The sequence below is a fragment of the Vibrio sp. 1557 genome, from assembly GCF_033340175.1.
In the GTDB taxonomy this organism is placed as follows: domain Bacteria; phylum Pseudomonadota; class Gammaproteobacteria; order Enterobacterales; family Vibrionaceae; genus Vibrio; species Vibrio alginolyticus.
The window spans coordinates 276,612-302,549 of record NZ_JAWOVZ010000005.1 but is presented as its reverse complement, the minus strand read 5'-3'; the positions used below and the strand labels follow the sequence as shown (position 1 = coordinate 302,549).

Genomic DNA, 25,938 nt, shown 5'->3' with positions numbered 1-25,938 from the left:
GTAGATATCTATAATCAAATGAGGCCTCATACGGCTTTAAAATACAAAACGCCCGATGAAGTACATCGAGCGTTTTAGTTAAAAAGTGTCAACCCATATCAGGACGGGTCAACAGAGCCAATTTTGGTATACAGAGCCAATTCAGTAAGTCCGTTCTCGAAACAACCCGAGATTCAAACATGTAGCGAGGGAATCCTCACCAGTGCATTCAAACCGTCTTCTTCTGGCTCAACTTAGCTATTTTCTTTGGCCAAGGATCTTCAAATGTTGCCCCTTGTTGCCATTGCTCCAGTTCCGCATCCGTTAAAAAGCAGTTTTCCAGCGCATCAATAAACACATCGACTTCGTTTTCTTGCCCAATCACCGTTAAGCGACAACGACGATCACCAAAGCGGCTTTCAACGCTGTCTATCTTATCTTGCAGGATTTGACGATGTTCCTCAGTGAAGTTTTGCGATTCGTCATTGATTACCGAAGCGCGCCAAAAGCCTGTAATTTCAAGCCCCACATTGCCGCTTGCTTGGCTCCAAAGCAGTGAAACATCGTCTCGAGTTGGAAACCAAAAGAACCCCTTACTGCGGAACACACCTTTAGTTAAATACTGGTGGCAGGTACTCCACAAACGCGCAGGATGAAAAGGTCGATCATCTTTGATCACTTTGGCGACAAGGCTTTGTTCGTCTTTATCAGAGAGATTCAACGGCTCATTCACCGTCTCACGAAGTTCTGCGATTAACTGCTCAACAAGGAAGAAATTGTAGTCTTGCTCACCTTTCAACATGCGGATATCCAAGTTTCCCCATGACGTTTTGATTATCTCGGTGTAAACATTAAGCGGATGAATCCCCTGCGCGATGTTGCGAACGGTATTGTCATCCACTTTGTCCGTCTTGGTGAGCATGACACGGTTTGAGAACATAATTTGCTCTACCAACAAGTTTTCAACGCCGCGAACACCCTGCTGTACGTTCTCTTGCCACTTCGGAATTAAGGCAGAGCCTTGTCGATAGTCATCTCGCAACCAAGTCGCATCCACCAACGTAATCACGTCTTTGAGTGCGAATGGTGCGTTGTTTTTAAAATACTCAACCAAAGGCAAAGGATGACTACTGCCCGACGTTTCAATCACAATCCATTCTGGCCATTTTTCTGCGCAGAGCTTTTTAAGGGCTTTATCGAGCTGCTTTACACCACTCGGGCTGCTGATGCTGTCTCCACTGATCGTGACAAAGTTGCCCTGCTCTTCACTCACCGCATCGGTATTTAAGATAAGCACGCCATCAACGTCTAACTCACTCATGTCATTCACAATAACGGAAAGATCAATACCAGAAGAATCGGCTTGTTGAAGAATGTTGCGTAAAAAAGTGGTTTTCCCTGACCCGAGAAACCCATGCAAAATAGTGACTGGAATTGATGGCATACCTTTGACCTACAAACTCTGAATAAACACATGTTATAACATAACAGCTTAGTGAGTTATAGAAGGAATCCAATTGCTGTCTTAGACGCAAAACTTAAGAATCGGTAAAGATCACAGGGGCTGATTTCTCAGAACTCTCCTTCGTTTCTCAGCACGTTTCATCACCAGCAAAGGTCTGACTATTGATAAAAATAATAAGTGGTTACAAAACGACCATTGCTTTGTTTATAAAATTGGAGAAAGATGACAATACAGCGATTTATAGGAGGTGGTGTTATGACTTTAGTTCTTACCGTTCTTATTTTCCTAAGTTGTATTGCGATGCTCGCAATTGGTGTGATGTTTTCACGTAGGCCGATCAAAGGCGGAGGTTGTTGCAAAGCGTCCGATGTTGCGGATGTGGACGCACGTAAAAGAAAAAATCGCAGTCATTATTCTTCTAGGAACACATATTGAGACTCACCTATTGCTCCAACCTCACAACACAAAATAGCATAACTGAGCCCTAACAAATTGTCGGGACTCAGTTTTTCGTTTCTACTAGATAATCAAACTCTGATACTCGCGCCAAAAATGAAGGTTTCTGGATGTTAGGAAGCGACTTCGCGATAGGTAAGTCGGCTTTCATTGCATCAACCGGACGATTACGAACTAAAACTTCAAAATGTAAATGTGGTCCGGTTGAACGACCAGTATTCCCAGAGAGGGCTATTTTTTGCCCACGCTTTATAACTTGACCTTTTTTAACCAAGATTTTATTCAAGTGTAGGTAACGAGTTTTGTACACACTGTTATGTTCAATCACTAAATAATTACCGGCATAAGGGTGCTTGCGGACCGCAATTACTTTTCCATCCCCAGTAGAATAAACTGGCGCACCGATTGGTGTCGCGAAATCCGTTCCGTTATGCGGGGTGACTCTTCCCGTCACTGGGTGTTTACGCTTAGGGTTAAACCCAGAGGTGATTCGGCGGTATGCCCTATCGACAGGATAACGGTTAAACGCTCGCTCCAAACTGTTACCAGCTCTATCATAGAACCGTCCATCCTCGGCTAGAAATGCAGCGACTTCGCCCTTCGCTAAGTTAAAAGAAATAGCCTTAATCTCACTATTGCCAGTTTTGTGTTCACCTAAATATTGCTGTTTCACTAATATATCGAAACGGTCACCGGCTCTAAGAGATCGCGCAAAATCAATCTTATCTTTCATCACCTGCGTAATATTTGCGACGTGGCCTGATGCCAATCCTACTCGATGTGCCGAGACTGAAAAACTCCCTTTGATTTCTCCCGAAAATAAGGTTTCACGCCATTCCCCTGAAATTTCCTGAAATTCGTAAGAGAAGGAGCCATCGTTTTCTCTAGTGTAGATAGCCTTCTCTACAAGGCTCATATGATAAATTAGTCGACTCAATTGCCCCATGTCATCCATCACTAATTCAAGCTCTTCTCCGGGCTTAATCATATCTAGCTGGAGGTGATCAAGATCAACTGAGAGAATTTGCTGCAAAATACCGTAAGGGAGACCCAATTGAGCGAAGATACCACTGAGCGTATCTCCCACTTTAACTATGTAGTGTATTTGTTTAGGTTTAGGTTTAGGCAACGGAGTCAAACTGCTATCTGAGGGAACCACTATCTTTGATGATGGAGGTGGTGACGAATCACTGCTTTGATTCAGTTGAGTGCTGTGACTATCTTGATTTGGCTCATCCTCTGTAGGTAGAAGCAAAGCGACCGAAAAACAAAACACAGCAACGATTAAAGCAATAAATTTAAACTGACTCATGAGAAACTAAGTATCAATAACAACGATTGTTATGTTATAACATATCTATGATTATTTTTACTCAGTTTAGTAAACGTTTATTCAGTTCACTGGATTGGCTAAGAGAAAACCAGTCATTCAACCCATTCTCTTTGAGAAGGCTCAATAATGAACACATTCAATTCAGCACTTATCGTTGCAGGAACACACGGAAACGAACTTTCTGGTATTTATTTACATAAACTAATCAAAGAAAAACGTTACTCTGTCAATAGATCAACCTTTTCAGCCTGCTCGATCATCGCAAACTCCGAAGCAGTAAAACACAACGTCCGATACATCGATACAGACTTAAATCGCGAGTTCTCAGCAATGAATAGCAATCATTGTCCTGATTTGCATGAAAGCAAGATTGCACATCAATTTATCGAGAAATATGCAAACCAAGAAAAACTGTTGATTGTTGACCTGCACAATACAACAAGCAATATGGGAGCGACGTTGATTTTGCTTTCTAACGATGTGTTTTATCGGAAACTGGGCGCGTACGTCAAACAACGAATGCCATCAGCACATGTCCTTTTCGAAGAGCGAAAAGAATGGCAAGAGCAACCTTACCTTTGTACTGCTGGGCAATATGGAATAATGATTGAGGTCGGGGCGCAAGCACATGGTGCGCTAGAGTACAGTACGTTGGAGTTGATGAAACAGATGCTTACCGCAGTATTGGACTATGTTGAAAAGCACAACCTCAACCAAATAGGCTTACTGAGCGATTATGAGGCGTTTTTTTACACCGAAGAAATCAGGGTTCCACTTGATCAAGAGGGTATGCGGCAAGCACTAGTACACCCTACTATTTGTGGCAGAGATTTTGAGGCGGTCAAACCAGGAGCACCTTTATTAGCGACTTTCGCTGGTTATGATATCCATTAGAATGGCAAAGGGGAAATTTACCCGCACTTTATCAATGAGAGCGCCTACAGTACCGCAAATATAGCAATGGCCCTCGCTAAAAAAAGACGTGTTTCTTCCGGGTAACTTAAAGCAAGTAATTAGGCCACGTGTAACGTGGATACCTCACCCCATGAATAAAACTGTGCCTGAACCGCATAGGCAGAAAATACGGGTACTAACCCCACCCTAATACGGCAGCATAAGTGCCCTAAGCGCAGCTTTAAAAGAAACCCCACTAGAATTTTAAGGAGGTAAGACATTATGGTTAAAAGGAGAGTTTTCTCTTTTCTATCATGATGCCTTCTCCAAACATCGAAATAATCTATCTTCAAATTGGTCATCTAGACCGGAAGAGATCAGTTCTAGGCGGCTTTCTGAACACTCGTCTAGTTCAAACTCTGTGAGTCCATCTGATGTTAGATTGTAACCAAAAATACCGCTTCCCGTGATAAAAACCGCTTTCATTCGTTCGACCTTGAGGTCGAGCAGCAATAATCTCAGCTTTTGATGATCGAACACGTTTTCAGCGGATATACGCCAACCGATACTGTAGAAACCTTCCCCCTGATTGGTTGCTTTTAGAATGCCGCTCTCAGGCATAGGCAACTCAGGAACAAGTGACTTTTTCTCTCTTTCACGATAAAGAACAGAGGGCGTTTTTTGCACGTCAATACGAGTCGCTCCCTCACATTCATGAAAAGGGATAGCGCCATGTTCAGCGAAAATCACTTTTGTTTCCCGCAGACCGAGCTTTGCTATATAAGCCGTCAGCTTTTGCTCATCTTCATCTTGATAGAGATCGCGCTTATTACCTACCACTGTATCTGCGATAGTGATTTGCTGGTTAAACGTTTCATGCTCAGTGTACTTAGGATCCGATAGTTTACGTGCATCGACTAAAGTAATGTTTTTTTGCAAAGCGAGAATTTGACGATAATACTCGGTCGATAGCACTTGCAGTACTTCTTTAGGATGACCAAGACCTGTAGGCTCAATCAACAATCGATCTGGCCTTGCTTCAGACAATAATTGATTTAAGGCGATTTGCATCGGAAGACCTGCTGCACAGCACATACATCCCCCGGGGACCTCTCGAATAAACACTTGGTCTTGTTGTTTTTTTTGGCCTTGTAACAAGCTGCCATCAATACCAACTTCGCCAAATTCATTGACCAATACAGCCCAACGTTCATGACTCGGTTTATGGGTCAATAAGTGCATTATTGCCGATGTTTTCCCCACCCCGAGAAAGCCAGTGATGATGTTAGTCGGCACTCGCGAAATCAGTGGCTTATTAAAGTTCATTGGCAATTCTCCGGTAGCCTTGGACTAGTTCATGGTTGGCAGAAACGACGGATTCGGAAAAAGCTGAATATTCTGGCGGCACTTTAGAGATACTCTCTAAATCAAAACCGACACCAATATTGGTCATCGGTGGTACATGGAAATAAGCGGGTAAATCGAGGCCATCGACGACACAGTTATGACGAATAACACACCTCTCACCGATGACGCTATTGAACACGACGGAGTTGAAGCCAATGAAAACATCATCACAAACCTGGCAAGGACCATGAATAATCGAACGATGAGCAATGGATGAGCGCTCACCAATGGTCACCGCAGCCCCTGCCTTAGAGTGAATTACGACACCATCTTGGATATTGGTGTCACGTTTGATGACGATAGCTTCCATGTCTCCATGGTTATTAACTTCGTCAGCTCGAATAACAGCATAGGGTCCAATAAAAACGTTATCTTCAATAATGACTTTGCCACAGATAATAGCGGTTGGATCGATAAAGGCTGTTGAGGACACCTGTGGCATATGGCCCGTTGGGTTTCTTCTTAACATAATGCTTCCAGTTTGTTTATGGCTCTTTCTTTGCGGTCAGCGACTTAACGATTGAAGGATAAACGCATCGCTGCAGTTGGTTTATCGATGACTTTGTTATTGTCATAAACTAGCGCGCCATTGACCCAAGTCTTTTGAATTTGAGCTGAAAATTCATGTCCAGCAAAAGGCGACCAACCACAATGATATAAACTGTTTTCGTTGCTAACTCGTGTTGGGGTATGAGCATCAACCAACACCAAATCGGCGTAGTAACCTTCACGGATAAAACCTCGGCCTTGAATGCCATAGCGAATGGCCGGGTTGTGCGCAGTTTTTTCGACTACTTGAGTCAAACTCATATGACCTAAACGGACATGCTCGAAGAGAGTAAGTAACGCATGCTGAACTAACGGCAGTCCGGCTGGAGCCTGCTCGTAAGGCACTTGTTTTTCTTGCCAAGTGTGAGGAGCGTGGTCACTAGGAAACTTGATTGAAGGATTACATTTGATCAAGTTACCAAGAGCGCCATAATCTTTGTTGCTGAACCAAAGATGGTGAACACAAGCCTCCGCGGTGATTGATTTGTCTCGAATGTCTCCCTCGTCAAAAAGTGCTAGCTCCTTCGCCGTTGTGATGTGCAGCACATGTAGTTGGCTGTGATACTTTTTGGCAAGTTCTACCGCATAAGAAGATGAAGCGTAACAGGCCTCTTCGTCACGCAAAATGGGATGGTCTTCGATAGTGAAATCTGACTTCTTAAGTCTTTGCTTTTGCTGGTTTTGTTTAATAACAGTCCCACTTTCACAATGAGTAACAATGAGTACTGGAGAGTCACGAAAAATTGACTCTAACGCTTGCGGAGCTTCGACTAACAAATTTCCTGTTGATGCCCCCATAAATACTTTCACACCACAATGTTGTTTGGGGTTAAGTTGTTTAATCTGTTCAAGATTGTCTTCGGTTGCACCGAGGTAGAAAGAATAATTCGCAAACGAGCTTTCTTTAGCGAGAGCGAACTTGCGCTCTAACGAGTCAATAGTCGTTGTAGCCGGACTAACATTGGGCATTTCCATGTAGCTTGTAATACCGCCGGCTACCGCTGCCCGCGACTCGCTTGCAATTGTGCCTTTATGTGTCAGCCCAGGTTCTCGGAAATGCACTTGATCGTCAATCATGCCTGGCAGTAAATAAGCCCCTTTAGCATCAATTACAATATCTTCGTGTTGTACGGATATATTAGTAGCAATCTTGTCAATTCTTTGATCAACAATACGTAAATCTGTTTCGGTAATGGCTCCTTCGTTGACCACCCGAGCGTTTTTAATCAATGTTGCTGACATAATTCATTCTTTTAGATAATTTATAAATGTGGCCAATACTCGGTCACCTTGTGAAGCTATAAGGGGAGATCGTGTGTCTGCCTCATAGGGGGCGGTTTGCGCATTCATCGCAAACACAGGAAATCTCAAATTGTGGGCTAAGAACGGTGAAGCCTTCTTGTATGGCTTTCGCACATACGCTAGAAATAACATTGGCTTCAACCGCTATTTCACTAACCTTTCCACACTGAGAGCAAATCAAAAACTGTGGAACGCCATGCTCCTGATCGCACGCGATTTGAGAACAAACGACGTATTTACTAGATGTATTGAGCTTATGGACAAAGTGCTCTGCTTCAAGGAAATCGAGTATTCGATAAACCGACATCGCTTGAATGTTTTGAGAAAAGTTGTGATTGCAGTAGTCAACTAGTTCGTAGGCAGAAAGCGGCTTCTCCGCATATAGCAGTGAAGTCAGTATCAATTTCCGTTTAGTAGTGAGTTGTTTACCTCGCAGCAGGCAGATTTTCTCTACCTGCTTCATGACGTCATCTACCGTTTTGAGCTTTCTCATATCTCTAGATGAAATCCAATGTGAGTAGTAAGCGACGTTCATTGTCTGCAACATGTGGAGAGCGATGTATAACTCCAGTGGCTTCATTGCCTTCCCAACCACTTCCTTTGAGCAGGGCAACATCGCCAGGCTGCATTCGTCGTATTGCACTTTCAGAGTCGTATAATCCCGATAGGTGATCAGGTTGACCAAGACTACCGGCACCGAGTTTAGTGCGATCAATGGTATCGTTGGTTAACCATTCGGTCGCTCGGCCGGTATAAGTTATGACAAGTCTGCAAGGCACACGATCAAAGTGAAATTTCGGGCACATCGGGCTGTCTAGGCGAGTTAGTCTCAAACCTGCTTCTTTAACCTCAAACAAACAGCAGAACATATCGACGATTAAAGCAACATCTTCACTCAGCGCATCAGCACACGCATAGCCCTCTAACTTGCTTCGTACCCATTGTGCAGCATCATCTGGCGTGACACTTTGTACCAGTGCCAATCTAGGCTCCTGAGCCAGCATCAGATTAATGTCCTTCGTCAACTCTTTCGAGAGCGTTCGCTGCCATATGGCAATATTGTGCTCTGGTTTGTAGATGTCGCTAAGTATGTTCGCTGATGTCGATATCGCCAACGATGATGTTTTTTGGACACGAAGCGGGTTCTCAACTACATCAATGCTCATATATCTTCCTCCCAAGCGTTAAAAAGGTCAGGTAAAGGTTTTAATAACGTTGATTTTCTAGGGCTATGAGACCTAGTAATCGTTACGATTTCGCTCTAGTTCACGGACATATTGACACAGTCCCACCCCATGTAGAGTCAAGTCAGACAGCGCTTGTGAAGAAATCAACGTTTACTCTCCTCAATAGGAGACTACTGGTTGTGAGATCAATTCTTTAAACAACAAATTGTAGAGCCCCAAACAAGGCAATGTTATAACATAACAATTAATCTTTTCAATATTTACCTTTTTTGATTAAAGATAATTAGGGGAACATCATGAGCATGCGAGCACGGAAATTATATTCCGCGATTAGAAAAGTAACGCGTGGGTGAATCGCCATAGACCCGACGAAACATCGCAATAAAGTTACTGGGCGTCGAATAACCTAAAGCATGTGCAATATCTCCCACCGATTCCCCTCGAGCTATCATTTCTAATGAATGTATTAGCAGTACTTGTTGCCGCCATTCACTAAAACTCATGTTTAACTCACTTCGAATCAATCGTCTTAACGTCCGAGATGAGACTGCCCCAATATTGGCCCAATGCTCTACAGAATGCTTGCTGTTTGGGTCTATTAAAATTGCTTGAGTAACTTTTTGCAGTCTCGGATCACTGGGCAGTGGGATGTGGAGTGACTCATGAGGGCTATTGACGATTTCATCGGATATTACGGCAAGAATACGTAAAGACTGTATGGATAGATCGTCTGTTTTACTCCATATCGATGCTCTAACCGATAGGGCTTTCAACACATCGCTAAGTTGGATCACACAAGGTCTCATTGGAAACCGCTCACAACTCTCTGGAGTAAACAGTAATGAACGACCTTTCAGAGAACCACAAAAATAAACACTGTGCATCGCACCCGGGGGGATCCAACCAGCTCGGTGAGGTGGTAGTATCCACGTTCCTTCATCGGTTTTGACCTGAATTAGCCCTTCATCTATACACAGTAACTGGCCTCGATGATGACTGTGCCAATTATGTGGCCGTTGATCCAAATGGTTGAAGTCGCTCCTTTCATGCTGCCACTCCTTAACGATCAGTGCGGCGCCATTTTTCCATTCGCTGTAATCAGAGTTTGTCACTTTATTTACTCAATTCCATTTTGGCCATTATTCATTATTTTCTGTCCTCTTAACGTTACCATAGCAAGTTAGCGTTCGAGTAACATTTTAGCAACGATCATTTTATCGAAGGCAGAACCATCATGAACGAACCTATCTTTATTATCTATTACATTACAGCAGGCTTGGGCATTGGCTTTCTCGCTGGACTCGTTGGTGTGGGTGGTGGTGGAATGGCCGTCCCTATTTTTGCGTTTCTATTTTCACTACAGGGAATAGCTGATACGGAAGTAGTGCATCTTGCGTTAGGGACATCAATGGCTTCGATGATTATTACAACATTGGGCAGCATGCGCGCTCACTACAAAAAAGAGAATGTAGACTCGACTATGGTAGGAAAAATGTTGAGCGGAGTTCTAGTCGGAACATTTTGCGCCACATTCGTAGCATCGTATCTACAAGGAGTCTATCTGGCAGGCTTTTTCAGCGTATTCATGTTGTATGTTGCTTATAAGATGTTTCTCAACACTGAAAATGAGTACAATCCGAACCCACATGGGGCTATCGGTAATATCACTGTAGGCTCGGTGATTGGCTCTGTATCAGCACTTGTCTCTATAAGCGGTGCGGGGTTGATCATCCCTTATCTTGTCCAGCAAAATTTTGAGGTAAAACGTGCTATTGGTACCTCTGCTGCGATAGGTTTCCCTATCGCGCTGTCAGGAAGCCTCGGTTACATGTTAAACGGATGGGGAAACACAGATTGGAACAACTTAGTATTAGGATACATATACCTTCCTGCAATGCTCAGCTTCTCCATTAGTAGCTACTTAACTACTAGCCTCGGCGTGCGTTGTGCAGCGTATTTCCCAAATAAAGTTCTTAAGAAAATCGTTGGTATTTTGTGTGTTCTTCTAAGTTTCAAAATGTTGGTACAAGTACTTAGTTAGAGCAAATAACACGGTCACTAGTAGGCCTTGCACTATGGTGAAAGGATAAGCCTGCAAAAACTTACTTCTCGCTTTGCTGGTCCAAGCACACAATGTGTAAGAAAGCTCCTCATTGTTGCACTCTTATGACTTTGTTAACCTGGCCAGAATTACATCCAAAATGTGCTGATGATTGTCCTTTCTGGAAACCTCGTCACGCTCCTGGCAAAGTGCTTCCTCCCCTTCTGATGCGAGAATTTTAATGCCACGCTCAGTACATTCTGCGAACGCACTAAACTGACTCGCACTGGGGATCTCTTGAAACGTCACATTGGGAAGATCAACAAGTGATTCGGCTGGTGTCAGTGCGGGATGTAGCCGATCAGAAAGCGTCACCACAGTGATAGCATTGTTCATCAAGGCCAGAGTTTCAGGGACAAAAGTTTTCGTTAGCTCAGGGTTGATAACGACGACCGATTTCAGTTTGTTTTCAGACTGAAATCGGGGGAATTTTTGATCCGGGATGCTGGTAATATCAACGTTATTTTCACGTAACCAATGACAGTCTACATTGGTGGCGTTGTGACACGATGTTCGATATTTCTCCGGGCTTATTTGCGCTCCGGAGAGCATCAGCATAGATGTGCCGCCCAGAAAAAAGCCGACCCCCTGCACTGCATCAGTATCTACGCCTCCGGACAGTATCCCGACCGAACTTAATTCGTTCAGCCCAAGCACCAAATCACTGGTTCTGAATGTGATTTCATCAACAGCCATTTCTGCATTGATTTCGTTCGGTGCAGGAGGCTTTGGTACCACAACGACATAACCTTGTTGCGCCAGGCTCGAGGCTATCCAACCACTGTGGGAAAACGCTGACCGTGTTCCGCCCTGCGACAAAAGCACAACGGGAAATTTTCCACTTGCTAAAGGGGCATCTAACTGCGTTTCGACTGATTTAAAAATGTTCCCCCTACCAAACGTGAAATTGTTTTTTTCGTTCGTTGTGGGATACCAATAATAGACTTCTACTGGCTTGTCTCTGTCTTCACTGAATGCCGTTTTGATTGTTAGCGCAGAATGGTATTTCGGCTCATTCGTACTGGCGCTGGCACTGACACACAATGTAGCGAGTAGAAAAGACATTATTATTTTGGTTTTCATTTTTCCCTCAGCCGGTCAACACATTATTCTGCACGGCATCTAGAAAAATAACGCGCAGGAGATTCTCCATATATTTTGCGAAACATAGCAATTAAGCTATTCATAGTCGAGGTAACCCAAAGAAAATGATAGACCGCTCCAGCTAGAGCCTTTCTTTTCAATAATTTTCTGCGGATATCCACCATGCAGAAGTTTGTACTTTACTCATTGTAAACGACTAATCATGGCCTCTTAAGGCAACATTAGAAAACCAACCGTATTCACAATCCATAACTCGTAGTTACACCGATGTATATCTAAGTGAGCTGAAGCTTCATTGCCCATCCAGTGCCCTTTGCATTTTTATAGCAAGGTAGCCAAGCACCATTTTATTACGGACCATTGCTGCCCGCACTAACACTTTTGTTTTGTATCGTAACTGATTTGCTTACTGACGTTCTTTAGTTGCACTCCTGCCTTATTAAATGCCTTTTGAATAGTTGTGGAAACATGCTGGCGGCCCTCTCCTTCAAAAAAGTTAGCTCGATCTTGCTTCGTTTCGAATACGCAGACTATTTCTAAGCTTTGTGGAAAAGAAGAGAATTTGACGGTATGAGTCACCCAAAGAAAGCCATCGTAGCCTTTTAGCGTATCTTCACAAACTTCGGTCAACACTTCTCTAATTAGATTCTCGACCTTCTTATCTGATTTGCGCATAAATTAAACTTCATTCCTATCTAACGCCTTTAATTAGGTTTCAGTGTACATTGTCTTAAACAGTATTTGGCAGTGGTATTTAGTCAATAGCCTGTAGATGAGGTTATTCGCACGAAGATTTACCGACCTACTCGCTTCGAACTACATCTTACGCTGTTAAAAATAAGCGCTTTGCAACTCTACAAAACGCTTCTAACTTATTAGATTATTTTAAGTGTGTTTCAAGGAATGCAGAAACCTTGTCCATTGCAATGCCGACTGCTTCTGGATGGTCATACAGTTCATAGTGAGACCAATTTTCCAAATTAACCAGCTGTCGGTCTTTTGATTGAACAGAGCGGCCATAAATTTCCTGCCCATCACGATAAGCACCAAACGCCCCGACTTTTTGCCCTACCACGGCCATAACAGGCTGAGTCAATAACGTTTCGGCAAATGCAAAGGCATCCCAGCTCAGTGTTTTCTGTGCATGTGAAAACAGCATACGAGTTGCACCACCTTCGGTTTGTCCACGTGATGTTTTGTAGTATTCAGTAGCTTCGAACACGTCTCGTTCTGTTAATCCATTTTCTTTTGCAAATTCAATATTTGGAGGAAGAAGTTCATCGATTTTCAGCTCTGAGCCGCGAGCTTCGGCTGTTCTCTGTGCAGCCATAGCTTCAAGATTGGCGATAGGGTCGTACATACTAAAGCCTTCACGGAACAAGCGGCCTAAGTTAACAGGCGTAATACCTACGACAGCTTTCAAGCGCTTTTCGGTTAGGGCTGAATTGATCATGTAACCACCACCGCCGCAGATACCGAGTCCACCAATTCTATTCTCATCGACATATGGTAAAGTTACTGCATAGTCGATAACGCGACTGATATCTTCAACACGTTGACTTGGGTCTTCTACGTAGCGAGGCAATCCTCCCGATTCTCCTTGGAAGCTCGCGTCAAATGCGATCACGACGTAACCTAACTCAGCAAGGGCTTTACCATAGACAGCGCTGGATGTTTGTTCTTTACAACTACCAAAAGGATGAACACTTATCATTGTTGGGTAGCGTTTCGATTCATTGAAGCCTTCTGGGAATAAAATTAATGCAGACATATCCCAAGACATATCAGCATTTCTAAAAGTGATTTTTTGCATATTCATAATCAATACCTTAAGAGTAAAAAGCCTTGAGAGCAGAAAGGCTCGAAGCAATTGAGCCTTTCATCGGGAATATTAAAGAGTGCGTTGGAAGAAAGATGCGAGTTGGGATACTGCGTCATCGACGTATTCGGCAACATCATAAAGCGACATATGGTTTGCACCATCAATGGCATACAAGGTTTTATCTGAACTCGCAGCACGTTCTATCAGGTCATCACTCATCCATTTGCTGCCTGCGTCACTACCAACGACAGCAAGAATTGGCTGAGTTAGGAATGCTTCCGCTTTGTGGTACGAATCGTAAGTAATGATCTGATTTAAGTTACGAGTTAGAGCAAAACCCGGCGCATTTGGATGTTCACAACGTGGTGTGTGGTAATACTCCCAAGCTTCGCGTAGTTCTGCATTTGAGGCATCTTCTTCACGCATCGGAGCTAGAGGAATAGTCGCGAATTCTGTACCATTCGTGTCGGTTGTGCGAGCATTCGAACCAAATTCTAAGTAACCAACAGCGTCAGCATCGTTAACCGAATTATCCCAACCATTACGGAACATTTGGCCAATGTTTACGGCACTAACCATACCCAGTGCTTTGATTCGACGATCATTGATCGCTGCATTTGCACTATAGCCCGCACCAGCACAAATCCCCATTGCGCCAATTTTATCGTTATCGACGTACTCTAACGTTGTCAGATAGTCGACGACTGCGCTCACGTCTTCAGTACTCGTGTAAGGGTTTTCCATTTGGCGAGGCTCACCTGTACTTTCACCTTGATACGAACGGTCAAACGCAATGGCAATTATGCCGCTTTTTGCAAGTTTACTCGCATATAGGCCTGCGGTTTGCTCTTTTACGCCACCACCTGGGTGTGAAACAACAACCGCCGCATATTGTTTACTTGCATCAAAATCTGTAGGGAAGTTGATAACCGCTGAAATCTCAATACCTTGACCATTGAGATTTTTGAAAGTGACTTTAGACATAGCGACATTCTCCATTAGAGGTTAACTGTTCATCTCAGGCTGACCTAAGCTTCGATGTAATATTAGTCAACACACTGTTTCGGATAAATATCGTTTTATCTACATGACTGTTTAGTTATACTTAACAAATGAGAATAGAACCTTCTTTAATTTCATCACTGACGTGGTTTGCACATATTGCTCGCCATCGCAGTTTCACTAAAGCAGCCTTAGAAATGGGGGTAACCCGTGCTGCCTTATCACAACACCTAAAAGCGTTAGAACAACAGCTACAAGTTCGGTTAATTAATCGAACCACCAGAAGTATGTCGCTGACGGAAGAAGGCCAACGTCTGCTTGATATTTTGCAACCTTCATTGGTGAACATTGAGCAGGTCGTTAACGAATTGAACGACTCTCATCTTGAGCCTTCGGGATTAATCCGTATCAGTGTATCAAGAACCGCTGCTCGGCTGCTTATTGAGCCCTATCTAGGTGAGTTCCTCTCTCGTTATCCTAAAATACGCCTAGAGCTAATCATGGATGATGGGTTTTCTAACATCGTCGCAGAAGGCGTTGACGCTGGCATTCGCTTAGGATTAAGCTTAGATGAACATATGGTTGCGATCCCTATTACTCCGCCGTTAACAACGGCAATAGTGAGCTCTCCTGAATACTTTAGGCAAAATGGACTACCTCAAACTCCTGAGGATTTAGAAGATCACAATTGCCTTGCTTATCGTTTTACCTCTAGCGGAACAATTGATCATTGGTCGCTAACCTCTCCAGATGTTGCAAAGCGCACCCTCGTTTTCGAGCCTAAAGGTAATGCTATTTTTAATGATGACTATAGTATGTTACAAGCTGCAATACAGGGTGTGGGTTTAGTGAAGCATATTGATTTATGGGTGGAAAAGCACATAGATGAGGGAAGATTGACCCGAGTTCTGACACCTTGGTGCAAAGAGTTTCCAGGGTTTTATTTATATATGCCTTCACGAGAGCATATGCCGAAAAAAATCCGCGTCTTGATGGATTTTTTAATCGAAAAGCGCGAAGCTCTGAAACTCAAAGAGTAATTACCAAATTGCTTTAAATAAAAAAGCGAGCACGAGGCTCGCTTTTAACTTTCTGTTTTCGTTATATATTACAATAGCTCAACCGATTGTTTAGCTATCACAAATTCCTCGTTAGTAGGAATAACAAGAGCTTTGGCACCTAACAACTCAGATGCTGCAATAACACCTGCGTTACCAAATCTTGCATCTTCGTTACCTTTCTCATCTTCAACAAAACCTAACAGTTTTAGGTTTTTCAAGATTTCACGACGAATTGGTAGTGAGTTTTCACCAATACCACCAGTGAAGATGATGCCGTCTAATGAATCCAGAGCCGCGAGGTAGGATGTAATGTATTTCGCAACGCGGTAAGTGAAGATCTCAAATGCCAACTTCGCACGTGAATTCCCCGCTTCCATTGCTTCTAGTACGCCACGAGCATCACTTGTCACACCAGATACACCTAAGAAACCTGACTTCTTGTTCATCATCTCGAACACTTCGTCTTTTTCCCAGCCTTTACGGAAAAGGAACTCGATAACACTTGGGTCGAGGTCACCACAGCGAGTGCCCATCATTAGGCCAGCTAACGGCGTCAAACCCATACTTGTATCAACACATTCGCCATTTTTAACCGCACTCACTGATGCACCGTTACCTAAGTGCACAGTGATAAAGCTGCTTTCTTCAACCGGCTTATCTAGCATTTTCGCTGCTTCACGGCTTACGTAGTAGTGGCTTGTACCGTGAGCACCGTAACGACGCACTTTATGCTCTTCGTAAAGCTCGTAAGGAAGTGCGTACATAAAGGCTTTGGCTGGCATTGTTTGGTGGAAAGCAGTGTCAAATACAGCAAATTGAGGCAGTGAAGGGAACGCCGCCATTGCCGCTCTCATGCCTTCAGCGTTCGCTTTGTTATGAAGTGGTGCAAGTTCAGCAAGGCGCTCTACTTCTTGAATAACTGTTTCATCAACTTTCACAGTTCCTTTAAAGGTTTCACCGCCTGCGACAATGCGATGGCCTACAGCGACAAATTTTGAGCTCAAACCTAGAGTTTCGAGTAGTTTTACCACTCGCTCAACAGCGTACTGATGATGGTTACCGCCAGCTGGAATTGCTTCAACGGTTTTTTCTCCCTGATATTTCCAACTGATTTCAGCTTCAGGTAGGCCAAAACACTCACCAATACCTGATACCAAAGCTTCACCGGTTTCAGAATCAATAACAGCAAATTTTAATGAAGAGCTACCAGAGTTGATCACCAGTACAAACGAATTAGACATGAAATAGTTATCCTGTTGTAGAGCAGAGGTTGTAATAGCGCTTGTGCGCTGCGTACTTCTTGTTTGCCCCTCTATTATTCAATAATTTTTTAATCTTTCAACAATCTTTTAGTAAAAGCGATTTGATTGAACAAATTTTGTTGATCTGTAGCAAGTTTTGATTTTATTTGAAGACTAAAAAATATCACTTGTTAAACATAATTTATGAATAGGTCAATTTGTACAAAGTCAGATATATAAGCTACGTTGTTTATTGGGTGAACAAAAATAACAAACCAATCAATAAATTGGGGGTAATAATGTGCCCACTATTGCATTTCTATTAGTGATCTTAGGTTTGATTTTGCTCTGCTGGGGATGGCAGATGACAAAAAACATCTGCTCGAAAACTGACGTAACCGGGTGGACTTTCCTATTATTGTTAATCAGCTGTTTCATTTTTGCTTATGCCGTTTTTTTGCACGCTATCATGCAAAAACCTATTACTTCTCTCTTAGAAACGGGGGTTTCTCTTATACTTTTTGGCGGCAGTATCTTTGTCGTGCTGGTGATTAAGTGGAGCAACGATTCGATATTAAAGCTTCATACTGTTGCTGAAAGAGAGAAGCGCAATGCCGTCCATGACGCTCTTACTGGGCTCCCTTATCGTAAATACTACTTTGAGTCTATCGAAGACATGACACAACCTGAAGGCCAATGACTGATTCAAATTATGAGATAACCTCAAAAACGTCGAAAGATTGATAATACGTTTCAAGGTAAGCTGGTTAATTTCTTTTCACAGCAAGCCGCACTGAAGGCTCCCGCTCTATCGTTGAGAACACGATTGCGCTAGCACATGGATTAGGGTATTCGGTCGTAGCAGAAGGCGTTCAAGACATGGACACACTGCATTTTTTGAGAAGTCGAGGCTGTGACATCATTCAGGGTTACTTGTTCTGCCCTGCCCTTAGACGAAGTAATAAGTTGGGTAAACAAACACGATGAAAAGCAAAACCGTATTAGACGCGCATAAAAAAGCCGAGCGCTTTGCTCGGCTTTCAATTCTTTTTGTAGCAACTTAAACCGTCGCTTTAATCACTCGTGATTATGCGTCTGTACGACGGCCACGACCGTGACCACGTTCACCACGATGTGCACCACGGTGATCACCACCACGGTTGCGATCGAAACGACGTTCGCCACCTTCACGATTACCATCGCGGTTGCCGTCACGGTTACCACGGAAACCACCTTCGCGACGACCGCCTTCACGACGATCACCACCACGATTGCCGCCTTCGCGGTTGCCACGGTAACCACCGCCATCACGACGACCACCATCGCGACGACCACCGTCACGGCGACCACCACGAGACTCGCGGAAATCATCGAAATCACATACTACAGCACCAACATCTTGTTGACGGATACGTAGTTTGCTTAGCTTGTTCGCCGCGTCTGAAGTCATTGCTTTAGGTAGCTGTACGAATGTGTGACCTTGAGCTAGCTTGATCGCACCGATAGAACCTTTACCTAGACCTAGTTCGTTTGCTAGAGCGCCAACGATGTCTTTAACTTGAACGCCTTGCTCACGACCAACTTGAAGCTGGTAAGTATCCCAGTCTTGGTTGTTGAAGTTACGACCGCCGTCGCGACCACCTTCACGGCGCTCTTTACGACGTTGCTTGTCACGCTCAATTGCTTCAACCATTGGGTCTTCGCCAATGTAGAACAGAGGACGTTTGCCTTGCTGACGCTTAAGAAGCATAGCAGCAAGTGTTGCTGGGTCGATGTCTAGAGAAGTTTGTAGTTTCTCTACCAGCTCAGCAAATTTGTCTAGTGCTTTGTGCTCTTTCTCTGCTTCAAGCTCAGCGCCTAGCTTAGCTAGACGAGCTTCAGCAACTTGGTCACGTAGAGGAAGTTGGATTTCTTCCATAGATGACTTAGTTACACGCTCGATAGTGCGAAGCATACGAATTTGGTTAGTGCGAACTAGAAGGATCGCTTTACCCTTACGTCCAGCACGGCCAGTACGACCGATACGGTGGATGTATGACTCAACATCAAATGGGATGTCGTAGTTAAATACGTGCGTAATACGTGGAACGTCAAGACCACGAGCTACAACATCAGTTGCAACTAGGATGTCAATAACACCTTGTTTGATGTGATCAACAGTACGTTCACGTAGAGACTGAGGAATGTCACCGTGCAGTGCAGCTGCTTTGAAGCCACGTGCAGATAGCCAGTCAGCCAGACGCTCAGTATCTTGACGAGTACGTACGAATACGATTGACGCGTCAGTTTCTTCAGTTTCAAGAAGACGAGACATCGCTTCATCTTTCTCTACACCTTTCACTACCCAGAACTGTTGTTGAACTTTGTCTACAGTGTGGTTTTTACCAGCAACGTCAACCGTTACAGGGTCACGAAGGAAGCGTTCAACGATCTTCTTCAGCATTGGAGGCATAGTTGCAGAAAACAGAACGCGTTGTGCTGACTCTGGAGCGTGCTCCATGATCGCAGTTACGTCATCTACGAAACCCATGTTTAGCATTTCGTCTGCTTCATCAAGAACGAAAGTACTAACTTCGTCTAGGTGTAGACGTTCGCGATTGATAAGATCTTGAACACGGCCTGGAGTACCGACAACTACATGAGCGCCACTTTTAAGAGCACGCATTTGGTCGACAATAGATGCGCCACCGTAAATCTCTAGAACTTTCAAACCTTTGATATTTTTACCAAGGTTTTTCATTTCCGCTGCAACCTGAATTGCCAGCTCACGAGTCGGAGCAAGTACAATCGCTTGCGGTTTGCGTTGGTTTAGATCGAGTTTGTTGAGAAGAGGCAGAGAGAACGCTGCTGTTTTACCTGTACCTGTTTGAGCTTTACCCAGCGCGTCAGCACCTTCCAATAGGTGTGGGATTGCCGCAGCCTGAATTGGAGTTGGTGACACGAAACCCATTCCGTCTAGAGCAGAAAGGATAGAATCATTCAGAGATAAATCACTGAATTGAATAACAGAATCTTGCATTGGGATCCTACTTAATTAAACAAAAAAACAGTCCCATATGCTCTTCCAATTCGATACTGATCCATCCAGATACTGATTCCATTCAGACGGGAACACAGCACAGTACACAACCGCGATAAGCCATTAGGGACGACTAAGGGAGGCGGATTATTCCTTAAAAGCATAAAAAAATCCAGAAAAAATTGAATTACATCACAATTTATTCTCAACAATGGTATTTTTAGCATATTTTTCCACCAGCCCTACCATTCCCCGTAGATTCGCGTAACTCACAGATGAGAATTTCATCAATATTTAAGCCAATTTCTCGTGGTTAAATTGGCAAAATTCACGGCGAAATTACGCTCCACAGGTAGTAATAATAGCTCGCAATGATTATAGTGTGCCCAACTCCATAGGTAATTTAAGAAAAGATGTTTCAAGATAACCCACTACTCGCTCAGCTTAAGCAGAAAATCCAAGAAAACCTGCCCAAAAAAGAAGGCTCAATAAAAGCCACAGATAAAGGCTTTGGCTTTTTGGAAGTGGACAGTAAGACGAGCTTCTTCATCCCGCCTGCGTACATGAAAAAGTGCATGCACGGTGACAAAGTCGTCGCCATTATCCGCACCGAAAATGAACGCGAAGTTGCAGAGCCACAAGAGCTGCTGGAACAAGCCGTGACTCGCTTTATTGGTCGAGTAAAAATGTTCAAAGGCAAGCTCAACGTAGCACCTGATCACCCACAGCTTAAAAAGCTATCTCTTAAAGCGAAACTAAAGAAAGGTCTAAAACCTGACGAGTTCGCCGAAGGTGATTGGGTTGTCGCACATCTTATTCGCCACCCTCTAAAAGGCGATAATTCCTTCTTCGTAGAAATTTCTGAAAAAATCACTGACGCGAATGATAAAATTGCGCCTTGGTGGGTAACGCTTGCTCAAAACGATCTACCAAACTCTGAGCCAGCAGGCATCGATAACTGGGAACTGAAAGACGACGCGGAGCTAGAACGCGTAGACATGACTCATGTTCCATTCGTCACTATCGACGGTGAATCGACTAAAGATATGGACGATGCGCTGTACGCGAAGAAAACCGTATCTGGCGATTTCGAACTCACCATCGCTATTGCGGACCCAACCGCCTACATCACACCTGAAGATGAAATGGATAAAGTAGCACGTGAGCGTGGCTATACTATTTATCTTCCAGGCCGCAACATCCCGATGTTACCTCGTGATTTAGCGGACAACCTATGCTCTCTGATTGAAGGTGAAACCCGCCCTGCTATTTGCTGTACCGTAACGGTAAGTAAAGATGGTGTGATTGGCGACGATATTAAATTCTTCGCAGCAAACATCAAATCACATGCACGCCTAGCATACGATCACGTGTCTGATTGGTTAGAAAACGGCAGCTCTGAAGCATGGACGCCATCTGAAGAGATCGCGACTATCGTTCGTGATCTTTATGAGTTCTCTCTTGCTCGCGCTGAATGGCGTGAGAAAAACGCAGTGGTCTTCCCTGATCGTCCTGACTACCGTTTTGAGCTCAGTGAAGATAACGATGTAATCGCTATCCACGCAGACATGCGCCGCAGTGCAAACCGTCTTGTTGAAGAATCCATGATTACCGCAAACATCTGTGCAGGTCGTACATTACGCGATAAATTTGAAACAGGTGTCTTCAATACGCATGCAGGTATCAAGAACGAGAAGATTGAAGAATTGGTTCAACTTGTCAATCCAGAAGGCCAGTTGGAGTTCACAGCGGAGTCTATTGCTACGCTAGAAGGCTTTGCTGCGTTGCGCCGCTGGTTGGCAGCTCAAGAAACGTCTTATCTAGATAACCGCATTCGTAAGTTCCAAGCATACAGTGAGGTGGGTAATCAGCCTCTGCCTCATTACGCAATGGGTTTAGACATCTATGCAACTTGGACATCACCAATTCGTAAATACGGTGATATGATCAACCACCGTATGTTGAAGGCCGTCATCCTTGGTAAAGAACCCGTACAAAAACCAGAGGACCAAGTAGGCGAAGAGCTAGCTCTACATCGTAAACATCATAAAATCGCTGAGCGAAATGTCTCAGATTGGCTATATGCACGCACGCTTGCTGATGAGCCGAGCAAGAAAACTTGTTTCACAGGTGAGATTTTCGATATTAATCGTGCAGGCGCACGTGTCCGACTTCTCGAAAATGGCGCAGCAGCCTTTATTCCTGGTGCACTAATTCTTGATAATAAAGAAAGAATTGAGTGCAATGGCGACAACGGTACCATCTCTATCGATAAAGAGGTCGTATACAAACTTGGGGATACATTGGAAATTGTCCTTACGGACGTAAACCAAGAAAACCGCAGTTTAGTTGCAAAGCCAACCCAGGTATTCGCTGAACAACCAGCAGCACAAACAGAACAGACTGTAAGTGAATAATACCGAATGAAGTTAAAAGGCGCTCTATTGAGCGCCTTTTTTATTTGTTATGTAAAACGATAAGAACGAGTATGCCGAACATTGAGATCATTCGCTTTAATCACTTCACTGCACGCAAAAGTGAGCGTTACACTGCAACACATAATGGGTTATATATTGTTGAAGAAGGTGCCCTATTAGTTCATCAACCTAATGGTGAGCAATTTGAACTTAAAGCCGGAGATTTCACACTCTATAACTCCGCAGATCTGAGCAATGCAGAAGCCGTCTCTAGTGACGGAGGCTTTAAAGCACTGGCTTTAGTCTTCAATCCAAATATATTCTGTGACTTTAAGAAAGCGCACCCGATGCTACGTTCCAAAACGGAAGAAAGGCGCTTCTATCCTTTTTCAACGCAATCCAGTAGCGAAGTAGCACAATTGAAGGACATGTTGGTTAAGTTAGCGAGTCGCAATGCTCCAGACTACACACAAAGCCATATCGCAATGGCATTGCTGTCGTTGATGGTTGAGGTAGAGCCAAACATCCTATCTATCATAGATGATGCAAGTAGCCTGAGCGACTCTCAAAAAGCCATTAAGTACATTGAGGGTAATATTGAAAAAGACATCACGCTAGAAGGCTTAGCGGCTCATATGAGCATGTCCATCGCAACCTTAAAACGTCGCCTCGCCGCAGATGATCTTTCGTTTTCTCAGATATTAAAGGTGAAACGGATAAACTTCGCAGCAACCCAACTGCGCAAGTCAGAAAAATCAATAACAGAAATAGCGTTTGAGTCTGGTTTTAAAAGTGCAGCGCATTTCAGTACAGCATTTAAATCCGTTTACAACATGACCCCCAAAGACTTTAGAAACCAAGTTGTTAGGCCTAAAGTATAAATCATGTCGGCATTCGCATCCGTTGGGCTCGCCCTATTCCCAAAAACACGCTTGAGGATCGCGCTCCAACTCGTTGAGTAAGTCCTCAAGCATTCGGCTAAATGGAAGTGGCTTATAAGGCACCCACCTTAACAGCTCGTTGTGATATGTGGGAACATAGAAATACCAAAGTTGGTTGTCCTCATCAAACATGATCTTCGCGACGGGAGAAGTATACTCGCTATGCTGGGAGTCGAGGAGAAAATGCGCCCGATGAAGCTCAACGCCATTTTCTACTAGCTCATAGAGGCACTTGCCCTGTTCGACAGGCAAGTTAGCATTACGCGCAGAGCAGAGCGATTGAACTGATTTGTATAAACGACTTGTCGCCATTTGGGACACTGACATCAACGTTCTCCCGATGGATGATAGTTAGAGCTGTCGATCCTAGTATATAGCCTTTACATCATCACCGATGGTAGTTATCTACCTAACTCAAGTATAAGATAGCTATATTATCATTTGCCCAGATTATCATCTCAATCCACTTGGAAACGCTAGCTCCATCACCTCTTGACTAGAAACAATTCCCCTGTTTAGCGCTAACAGTTCACAAAAGTGTAACCTGAACGCAATATCATAAACTCTGCTTTATCCCGTATATGGAGTTTAATATGTTACGTTTTACTGTGGCGACGTTATTGGCCATAGCAGTCTCCCTCCCTACCATTGCAAAAGAAATCAACATCTCGGGTTCAACTTCGGTTGCTCGTGTGATGGATGTACTTGCTGAGGAATACAACAAAACACACCCAGACGATTACGTTGCTGTTCAGGGCATTGGTTCGAGTGCTGGTATCACCATGGTCAATAAAGGAGTAGCCGAAATAGGCATGAGCTCTCGCTATCTGACTGAAAGCGAAAAAGGTGAAGATCTCAATGTATACCCTATCGCTTATGATGGCCTCGCTGTTGTTGTAAACCGTACCAACTCTGTAGAAAACCTTTCTCAGCAACAGCTGTTTGATATTTACAAAGGTAAGATTAAGAATTGGAAAGAGGTCGGGGGCACAGATCAGCCTATCGCGGTGGTTACTAGAGAAGCGTCTTCAGGTTCACGTTACAGCTTCGAAAGCTTGCTGGGACTGACCAAAATCGTTAATGATCGCCTTGTCTCGGATATCAGCCCAAACAACTTGGTTGTAAACAGCAACAGCATGGTAAAAACCATTGTTAACCATAACACTCGCGCCATTGGTTTTATCTCTGTAGGGTCAGTAGATCGCTCGATCAAGGCGATTCAGTTAGATGGTATTGACCCAACGTCGACAAACATTAGCAATCATAAGTACAAGTTGGCGCGACCATTCCTAGTGCTATACAAAGTAGATAAGATTAGCGATGCAGGTAAAGGTTTTATCGCTTTCCTTCGTTCAGAGCAGGGACAAAAAGCGATTGCAGATTACGGTTATACGCCAGTAAAAAACTTTAATCAGTAAAAATAAAAAAGAGAGCACCTTGATGCTCTCTTTTCCTATGTAGTGTTCTCTCCGGTTTCGGAATTAGAAATGCAGTTGAATTACAGAGACCACAACCGCACCAGGTCGACGAATACCTTCAATTTCCACTTTAATTTCGCGCTCAATCTCCAAACCTTTTTTGATTGGCGTTACTTTTGTTAACGTGCTGACTGCACGAACATTATTGCCTGCTTTGACAGGGTAAGGGAAACGAACTTGGTTTAAACCCAAATTAACTACCATTTTAGCTGTTGGGAACATTGGCTTTTCTGGATCGACTGAATCCGTCAGTTTAGGCAGCAATGCTAATGTTAAAAAGCCATGAGCGATAGTTGTCTTAAATGGAGATTCAGTTGAAGCACGCTCTGGATCAGTATGAATCCATTGCATGTCTTCCGTTACCGCACCAAATTGGTTAATACGTTCTTGAGACACATGAACCCAATCACCAGTGTGAATAACTTCGCCAATTTTTTCACTTAACTCGTCATAAAGCTTTTGAGCCTCAGGTGCCATTACGATCGGTGCAGGTTGAGGTGCAACTTCTTCGTTGACGGCTGGCTGCTGGTGATCACGAACTTTTGAGAAAAGAAAGCTATTTTGAGCTTTCCCCAAAAAGTCACTCCAATAATCGCGTAACGTTGGAGACATCCAATTCATAAACTCGGATTGATGAGCAGAAATCGCATCAACTTTGTCTTTAAATAGATTTGTGACCTTCATAAACACCCTTAAGAATTCTAAGCACAACTGGCTATACCAGTTAATTTTGAATTAGTTCACAAAGTCTTGCAAATACTTTCGGGCGAACACATGTACCCTAAAAGCATGTTATGTCTTATATATCAGCAAGATAACAATAAAACACCATTTTATTGACGTGCGCCAATATAAAGTAAAAACTCTACAAATTGGTACTTTTTGTCCCTTTTTCACTCCGTTTTCAAACTGTCCAACATCACATCAGTGATCATAAAACAAGCAAACAGTACTTCTATTATAATTCAGCACTTTACAAGTTGGACTATGCTCCTTATTATACCGCCCACAACGGAGAGATGGCTGAGTGGTTGAAAGCACCGGTCTTGAAAACCGGCATACGTTAATAGCGTATCTAGGGTTCAAATCCCTATCTCTCCGCCACTTATTTAGAGAGCTCGCATTTATTGCGAGCTTTCGTCATTTTAGCTCTTAAAAAACGAGATTTAGAAATCCTCGC

General features: G+C 43.6%; 22 protein-coding genes, 1 tRNA gene and 2 pseudogenes. 9 read left to right on the top strand and 16 right to left on the bottom strand.

The window, feature by feature from the left end; translation table 11 throughout:
• Positions 1-208: 208 nt before the first annotated feature.
• Both R7070_RS09960 and R7070_RS09950 read right to left on the bottom strand, forming a co-directional pair.
• Positions 209-1,423, bottom strand: coding sequence for a CobW family GTP-binding protein (locus tag R7070_RS09960; protein WP_085569270.1), 1,215 nt, complete (start codon positions 1,421-1,423; stop codon positions 209-211).
• Positions 1,424-1,946: 523 nt separating this feature from the next.
• Positions 1,947-3,212: a peptidoglycan DD-metalloendopeptidase family protein gene (locus R7070_RS09950; RefSeq protein WP_139831991.1), complete on the bottom strand. Its 1,266-nt coding sequence runs from the start codon at positions 3,210-3,212 to the stop codon at positions 1,947-1,949.
• Between the two features lie 147 nt (positions 3,213-3,359).
• On the opposite strand from R7070_RS09950, the pseudogene R7070_RS09945 reads away from it, so the two are divergent.
• Positions 3,360-4,232, top strand: a pseudogene (locus tag R7070_RS09945) (aspartoacylase).
• Positions 4,233-4,439: 207 nt separating this feature from the next.
• Here R7070_RS09945 and R7070_RS09940 read toward each other — a convergent pair.
• From R7070_RS09940 to R7070_RS09915, 6 genes are all read right to left on the bottom strand, one after another.
• Positions 4,440-5,453 carry a CobW family GTP-binding protein gene (locus tag R7070_RS09940; RefSeq protein ID WP_021707804.1) on the bottom strand — a complete coding sequence of 338 codons (1,014 nt, stop codon included), beginning with the start codon at positions 5,451-5,453 and terminating at the stop codon, positions 4,440-4,442.
• Positions 5,443-6,003, bottom strand: coding sequence for a carbonate dehydratase (locus tag R7070_RS09935; RefSeq protein ID WP_017821071.1), 561 nt, complete (start codon positions 6,001-6,003; stop codon positions 5,443-5,445). Before R7070_RS09935 ends, R7070_RS09940 begins: the two co-directional genes overlap by 11 nt.
• Before the next feature lie 44 nt (positions 6,004-6,047).
• The gene (locus R7070_RS09930) at positions 6,048-7,325 is read right to left on the bottom strand and encodes an amidohydrolase family protein (RefSeq protein ID WP_318141199.1); all 1,278 of its coding nucleotides are present in this window, start codon (positions 7,323-7,325) and stop codon (positions 6,048-6,050) included.
• An 82-nt stretch (positions 7,326-7,407) separates the two neighbouring features.
• A complete protein-coding gene (locus R7070_RS09925) occupies positions 7,408-7,878 on the bottom strand; it encodes a Fur family transcriptional regulator (protein ID WP_017821073.1) in 471 nt (156 codons plus the stop codon).
• Positions 7,879-7,882: 4 nt separating this feature from the next.
• A complete protein-coding gene (locus tag R7070_RS09920; RefSeq protein ID WP_054574363.1) occupies positions 7,883-8,551 on the bottom strand; it encodes a DUF1826 domain-containing protein in 669 nt (222 codons plus the stop codon).
• A gap of 338 nt (positions 8,552-8,889) precedes the next feature.
• A complete protein-coding gene (locus tag R7070_RS09915) occupies positions 8,890-9,684 on the bottom strand; it encodes an AraC family transcriptional regulator (protein WP_054574364.1) in 795 nt (264 codons plus the stop codon).
• A gap of 122 nt (positions 9,685-9,806) precedes the next feature.
• Between R7070_RS09915 and R7070_RS09910 the strand changes: the two genes are divergently transcribed.
• The gene (locus R7070_RS09910) at positions 9,807-10,613 is read left to right on the top strand and encodes a sulfite exporter TauE/SafE family protein (protein ID WP_256900414.1); all 807 of its coding nucleotides are present in this window, start codon (positions 9,807-9,809) and stop codon (positions 10,611-10,613) included.
• A gap of 123 nt (positions 10,614-10,736) precedes the next feature.
• Here R7070_RS09910 and R7070_RS09905 read toward each other — a convergent pair whose 3' ends face one another.
• From R7070_RS09905 to R7070_RS09890, 4 genes are all read right to left on the bottom strand, one after another.
• Entirely contained in the window at positions 10,737-11,756 is a 1,020-nt protein-coding gene (locus R7070_RS09905; RefSeq protein ID WP_054574366.1) for an alpha/beta hydrolase family protein, read from the bottom strand.
• Positions 11,757-12,149: 393 nt separating this feature from the next.
• The gene (locus tag R7070_RS09900; protein WP_054574367.1) at positions 12,150-12,452 is read right to left on the bottom strand and encodes a hypothetical protein; all 303 of its coding nucleotides are present in this window, start codon (positions 12,450-12,452) and stop codon (positions 12,150-12,152) included.
• A 205-nt stretch (positions 12,453-12,657) separates the two neighbouring features.
• Positions 12,658-13,596, bottom strand: a complete 939-nt coding sequence (locus tag R7070_RS09895) for an alpha/beta hydrolase (protein ID WP_017635745.1) — start codon at positions 13,594-13,596, stop codon at positions 12,658-12,660.
• Positions 13,597-13,668: 72 nt separating this feature from the next.
• Positions 13,669-14,583, bottom strand: a complete 915-nt coding sequence (locus tag R7070_RS09890) for an alpha/beta hydrolase (RefSeq protein ID WP_054574368.1) — start codon at positions 14,581-14,583, stop codon at positions 13,669-13,671.
• Positions 14,584-14,711: 128 nt separating this feature from the next.
• Here R7070_RS09890 and R7070_RS09885 point away from each other — a divergent pair, with 128 nt between their 5' ends.
• On the top strand, positions 14,712-15,641 hold the full coding sequence (locus R7070_RS09885; protein WP_062730945.1) for a LysR family transcriptional regulator: 930 nt from the start codon (positions 14,712-14,714) through the stop codon (positions 15,639-15,641).
• A 68-nt stretch (positions 15,642-15,709) separates the two neighbouring features.
• Here the strand turns inward: R7070_RS09885 and R7070_RS09880 are convergent, their stop codons facing one another.
• A complete protein-coding gene (locus R7070_RS09880; protein ID WP_053350660.1) occupies positions 15,710-16,903 on the bottom strand; it encodes an acetate/propionate family kinase in 1,194 nt (397 codons plus the stop codon).
• Between the two features lie 469 nt (positions 16,904-17,372).
• Between R7070_RS09880 and R7070_RS26795 the strand changes: the two genes are divergently transcribed.
• Positions 17,373-17,603 (top strand): hypothetical protein, encoded by a 231-nt coding sequence (locus tag R7070_RS26795; protein WP_224721257.1) that lies wholly within the window; start codon positions 17,373-17,375, stop codon positions 17,601-17,603.
• A gap of 71 nt (positions 17,604-17,674) precedes the next feature.
• Positions 17,675-17,918 (top strand): annotated as a pseudogene (locus R7070_RS26790) (EAL domain-containing protein); the annotation flags it as partial.
• A 72-nt stretch (positions 17,919-17,990) separates the two neighbouring features.
• On the opposite strand, the gene R7070_RS09870 reads toward R7070_RS26790, so the two are convergent.
• The gene (locus tag R7070_RS09870; protein ID WP_005375680.1) at positions 17,991-19,922 is read right to left on the bottom strand and encodes a DEAD/DEAH box helicase; all 1,932 of its coding nucleotides are present in this window, start codon (positions 19,920-19,922) and stop codon (positions 17,991-17,993) included.
• A gap of 413 nt (positions 19,923-20,335) precedes the next feature.
• Between R7070_RS09870 and rnb the strand changes: the two genes are divergently transcribed.
• Positions 20,336-22,339, top strand: coding sequence for an exoribonuclease II (rnb, locus tag R7070_RS09865; protein ID WP_318141198.1), 2,004 nt, complete (start codon positions 20,336-20,338; stop codon positions 22,337-22,339).
• A 71-nt stretch (positions 22,340-22,410) separates the two neighbouring features.
• Entirely contained in the window at positions 22,411-23,220 is an 810-nt protein-coding gene (locus tag R7070_RS09860; protein WP_053303736.1) for an AraC family transcriptional regulator, read from the top strand.
• Between the two features lie 33 nt (positions 23,221-23,253).
• Here the strand turns inward: R7070_RS09860 and R7070_RS09855 are convergent, their stop codons facing one another.
• Positions 23,254-23,607, bottom strand: coding sequence for a DUF3024 domain-containing protein (locus tag R7070_RS09855; RefSeq protein WP_017635751.1), 354 nt, complete (start codon positions 23,605-23,607; stop codon positions 23,254-23,256).
• Between the two features lie 266 nt (positions 23,608-23,873).
• Between R7070_RS09855 and R7070_RS09850 the strand changes: the two genes are divergently transcribed.
• Positions 23,874-24,698: a phosphate ABC transporter substrate-binding protein gene (locus tag R7070_RS09850; RefSeq protein ID WP_158155297.1), complete on the top strand. Its 825-nt coding sequence runs from the start codon at positions 23,874-23,876 to the stop codon at positions 24,696-24,698.
• A gap of 63 nt (positions 24,699-24,761) precedes the next feature.
• On the opposite strand, the gene R7070_RS09845 is transcribed toward R7070_RS09850, so the two are convergent.
• Positions 24,762-25,442 (bottom strand): MaoC family dehydratase, encoded by a 681-nt coding sequence (locus R7070_RS09845; RefSeq protein ID WP_005386198.1) that lies wholly within the window; start codon positions 25,440-25,442, stop codon positions 24,762-24,764.
• A 329-nt stretch (positions 25,443-25,771) separates the two neighbouring features.
• Between R7070_RS09845 and R7070_RS09840 the strand changes: the two genes are divergently transcribed.
• Positions 25,772-25,862 (top strand) — tRNA-Ser (locus R7070_RS09840).
• The last annotated feature ends 76 nt before the right edge of the window (positions 25,863-25,938 follow it).

Excerpts from the sequence above, each read along its gene's own strand:
- R7070_RS09885 (WP_062730945.1), top strand. The coding sequence starts at position 14,712 with ATGAGAATAGAACCTTCTTTAATTTCATCACTGACGTGGTTTGCACAT.
- R7070_RS09850 (WP_158155297.1), top strand. The coding sequence starts at position 23,874 with ATGTTACGTTTTACTGTGGCGACGTTATTGGCCATAGCAGTCTCCCTC.
- R7070_RS09890 (WP_054574368.1), bottom strand. The coding sequence starts at position 14,583 with ATGTCTAAAGTCACTTTCAAAAATCTCAATGGTCAAGGTATTGAGATT.
- R7070_RS09900 (WP_054574367.1), bottom strand. The coding sequence starts at position 12,452 with ATGCGCAAATCAGATAAGAAGGTCGAGAATCTAATTAGAGAAGTGTTG.
- R7070_RS26795 (WP_224721257.1), top strand. The coding sequence starts at position 17,373 with ATGCAAAAACCTATTACTTCTCTCTTAGAAACGGGGGTTTCTCTTATA.
- rnb (WP_318141198.1), top strand. The coding sequence starts at position 20,336 with ATGTTTCAAGATAACCCACTACTCGCTCAGCTTAAGCAGAAAATCCAA.
- R7070_RS09925 (WP_017821073.1), bottom strand. The coding sequence starts at position 7,878 with ATGAGAAAGCTCAAAACGGTAGATGACGTCATGAAGCAGGTAGAGAAA.
- R7070_RS09895 (WP_017635745.1), bottom strand. The coding sequence starts at position 13,596 with ATGAATATGCAAAAAATCACTTTTAGAAATGCTGATATGTCTTGGGAT.
- R7070_RS09960 (WP_085569270.1), bottom strand. The coding sequence starts at position 1,423 with ATGCCATCAATTCCAGTCACTATTTTGCATGGGTTTCTCGGGTCAGGG.
- R7070_RS09880 (WP_053350660.1), bottom strand. The coding sequence starts at position 16,903 with ATGTCTAATTCGTTTGTACTGGTGATCAACTCTGGTAGCTCTTCATTA.
- R7070_RS09855 (WP_017635751.1), bottom strand. The coding sequence starts at position 23,607 with ATGTCAGTGTCCCAAATGGCGACAAGTCGTTTATACAAATCAGTTCAA.
- R7070_RS09920 (WP_054574363.1), bottom strand. The coding sequence starts at position 8,551 with ATGAGCATTGATGTAGTTGAGAACCCGCTTCGTGTCCAAAAAACATCA.
- R7070_RS09935 (WP_017821071.1), bottom strand. The coding sequence starts at position 6,003 with ATGTTAAGAAGAAACCCAACGGGCCATATGCCACAGGTGTCCTCAACA.
- R7070_RS09905 (WP_054574366.1), bottom strand. The coding sequence starts at position 11,756 with ATGAAAACCAAAATAATAATGTCTTTTCTACTCGCTACATTGTGTGTC.
- R7070_RS09910 (WP_256900414.1), top strand. The coding sequence starts at position 9,807 with ATGAACGAACCTATCTTTATTATCTATTACATTACAGCAGGCTTGGGC.
- R7070_RS09845 (WP_005386198.1), bottom strand. The coding sequence starts at position 25,442 with ATGAAGGTCACAAATCTATTTAAAGACAAAGTTGATGCGATTTCTGCT.
- R7070_RS09930 (WP_318141199.1), bottom strand. The coding sequence starts at position 7,325 with ATGTCAGCAACATTGATTAAAAACGCTCGGGTGGTCAACGAAGGAGCC.
- R7070_RS09870 (WP_005375680.1), bottom strand. The coding sequence starts at position 19,922 with ATGCAAGATTCTGTTATTCAATTCAGTGATTTATCTCTGAATGATTCT.
- R7070_RS09950 (WP_139831991.1), bottom strand. The coding sequence starts at position 3,212 with ATGAGTCAGTTTAAATTTATTGCTTTAATCGTTGCTGTGTTTTGTTTT.
- R7070_RS09860 (WP_053303736.1), top strand. The coding sequence starts at position 22,411 with ATGCCGAACATTGAGATCATTCGCTTTAATCACTTCACTGCACGCAAA.
- R7070_RS09940 (WP_021707804.1), bottom strand. The coding sequence starts at position 5,453 with ATGAACTTTAATAAGCCACTGATTTCGCGAGTGCCGACTAACATCATC.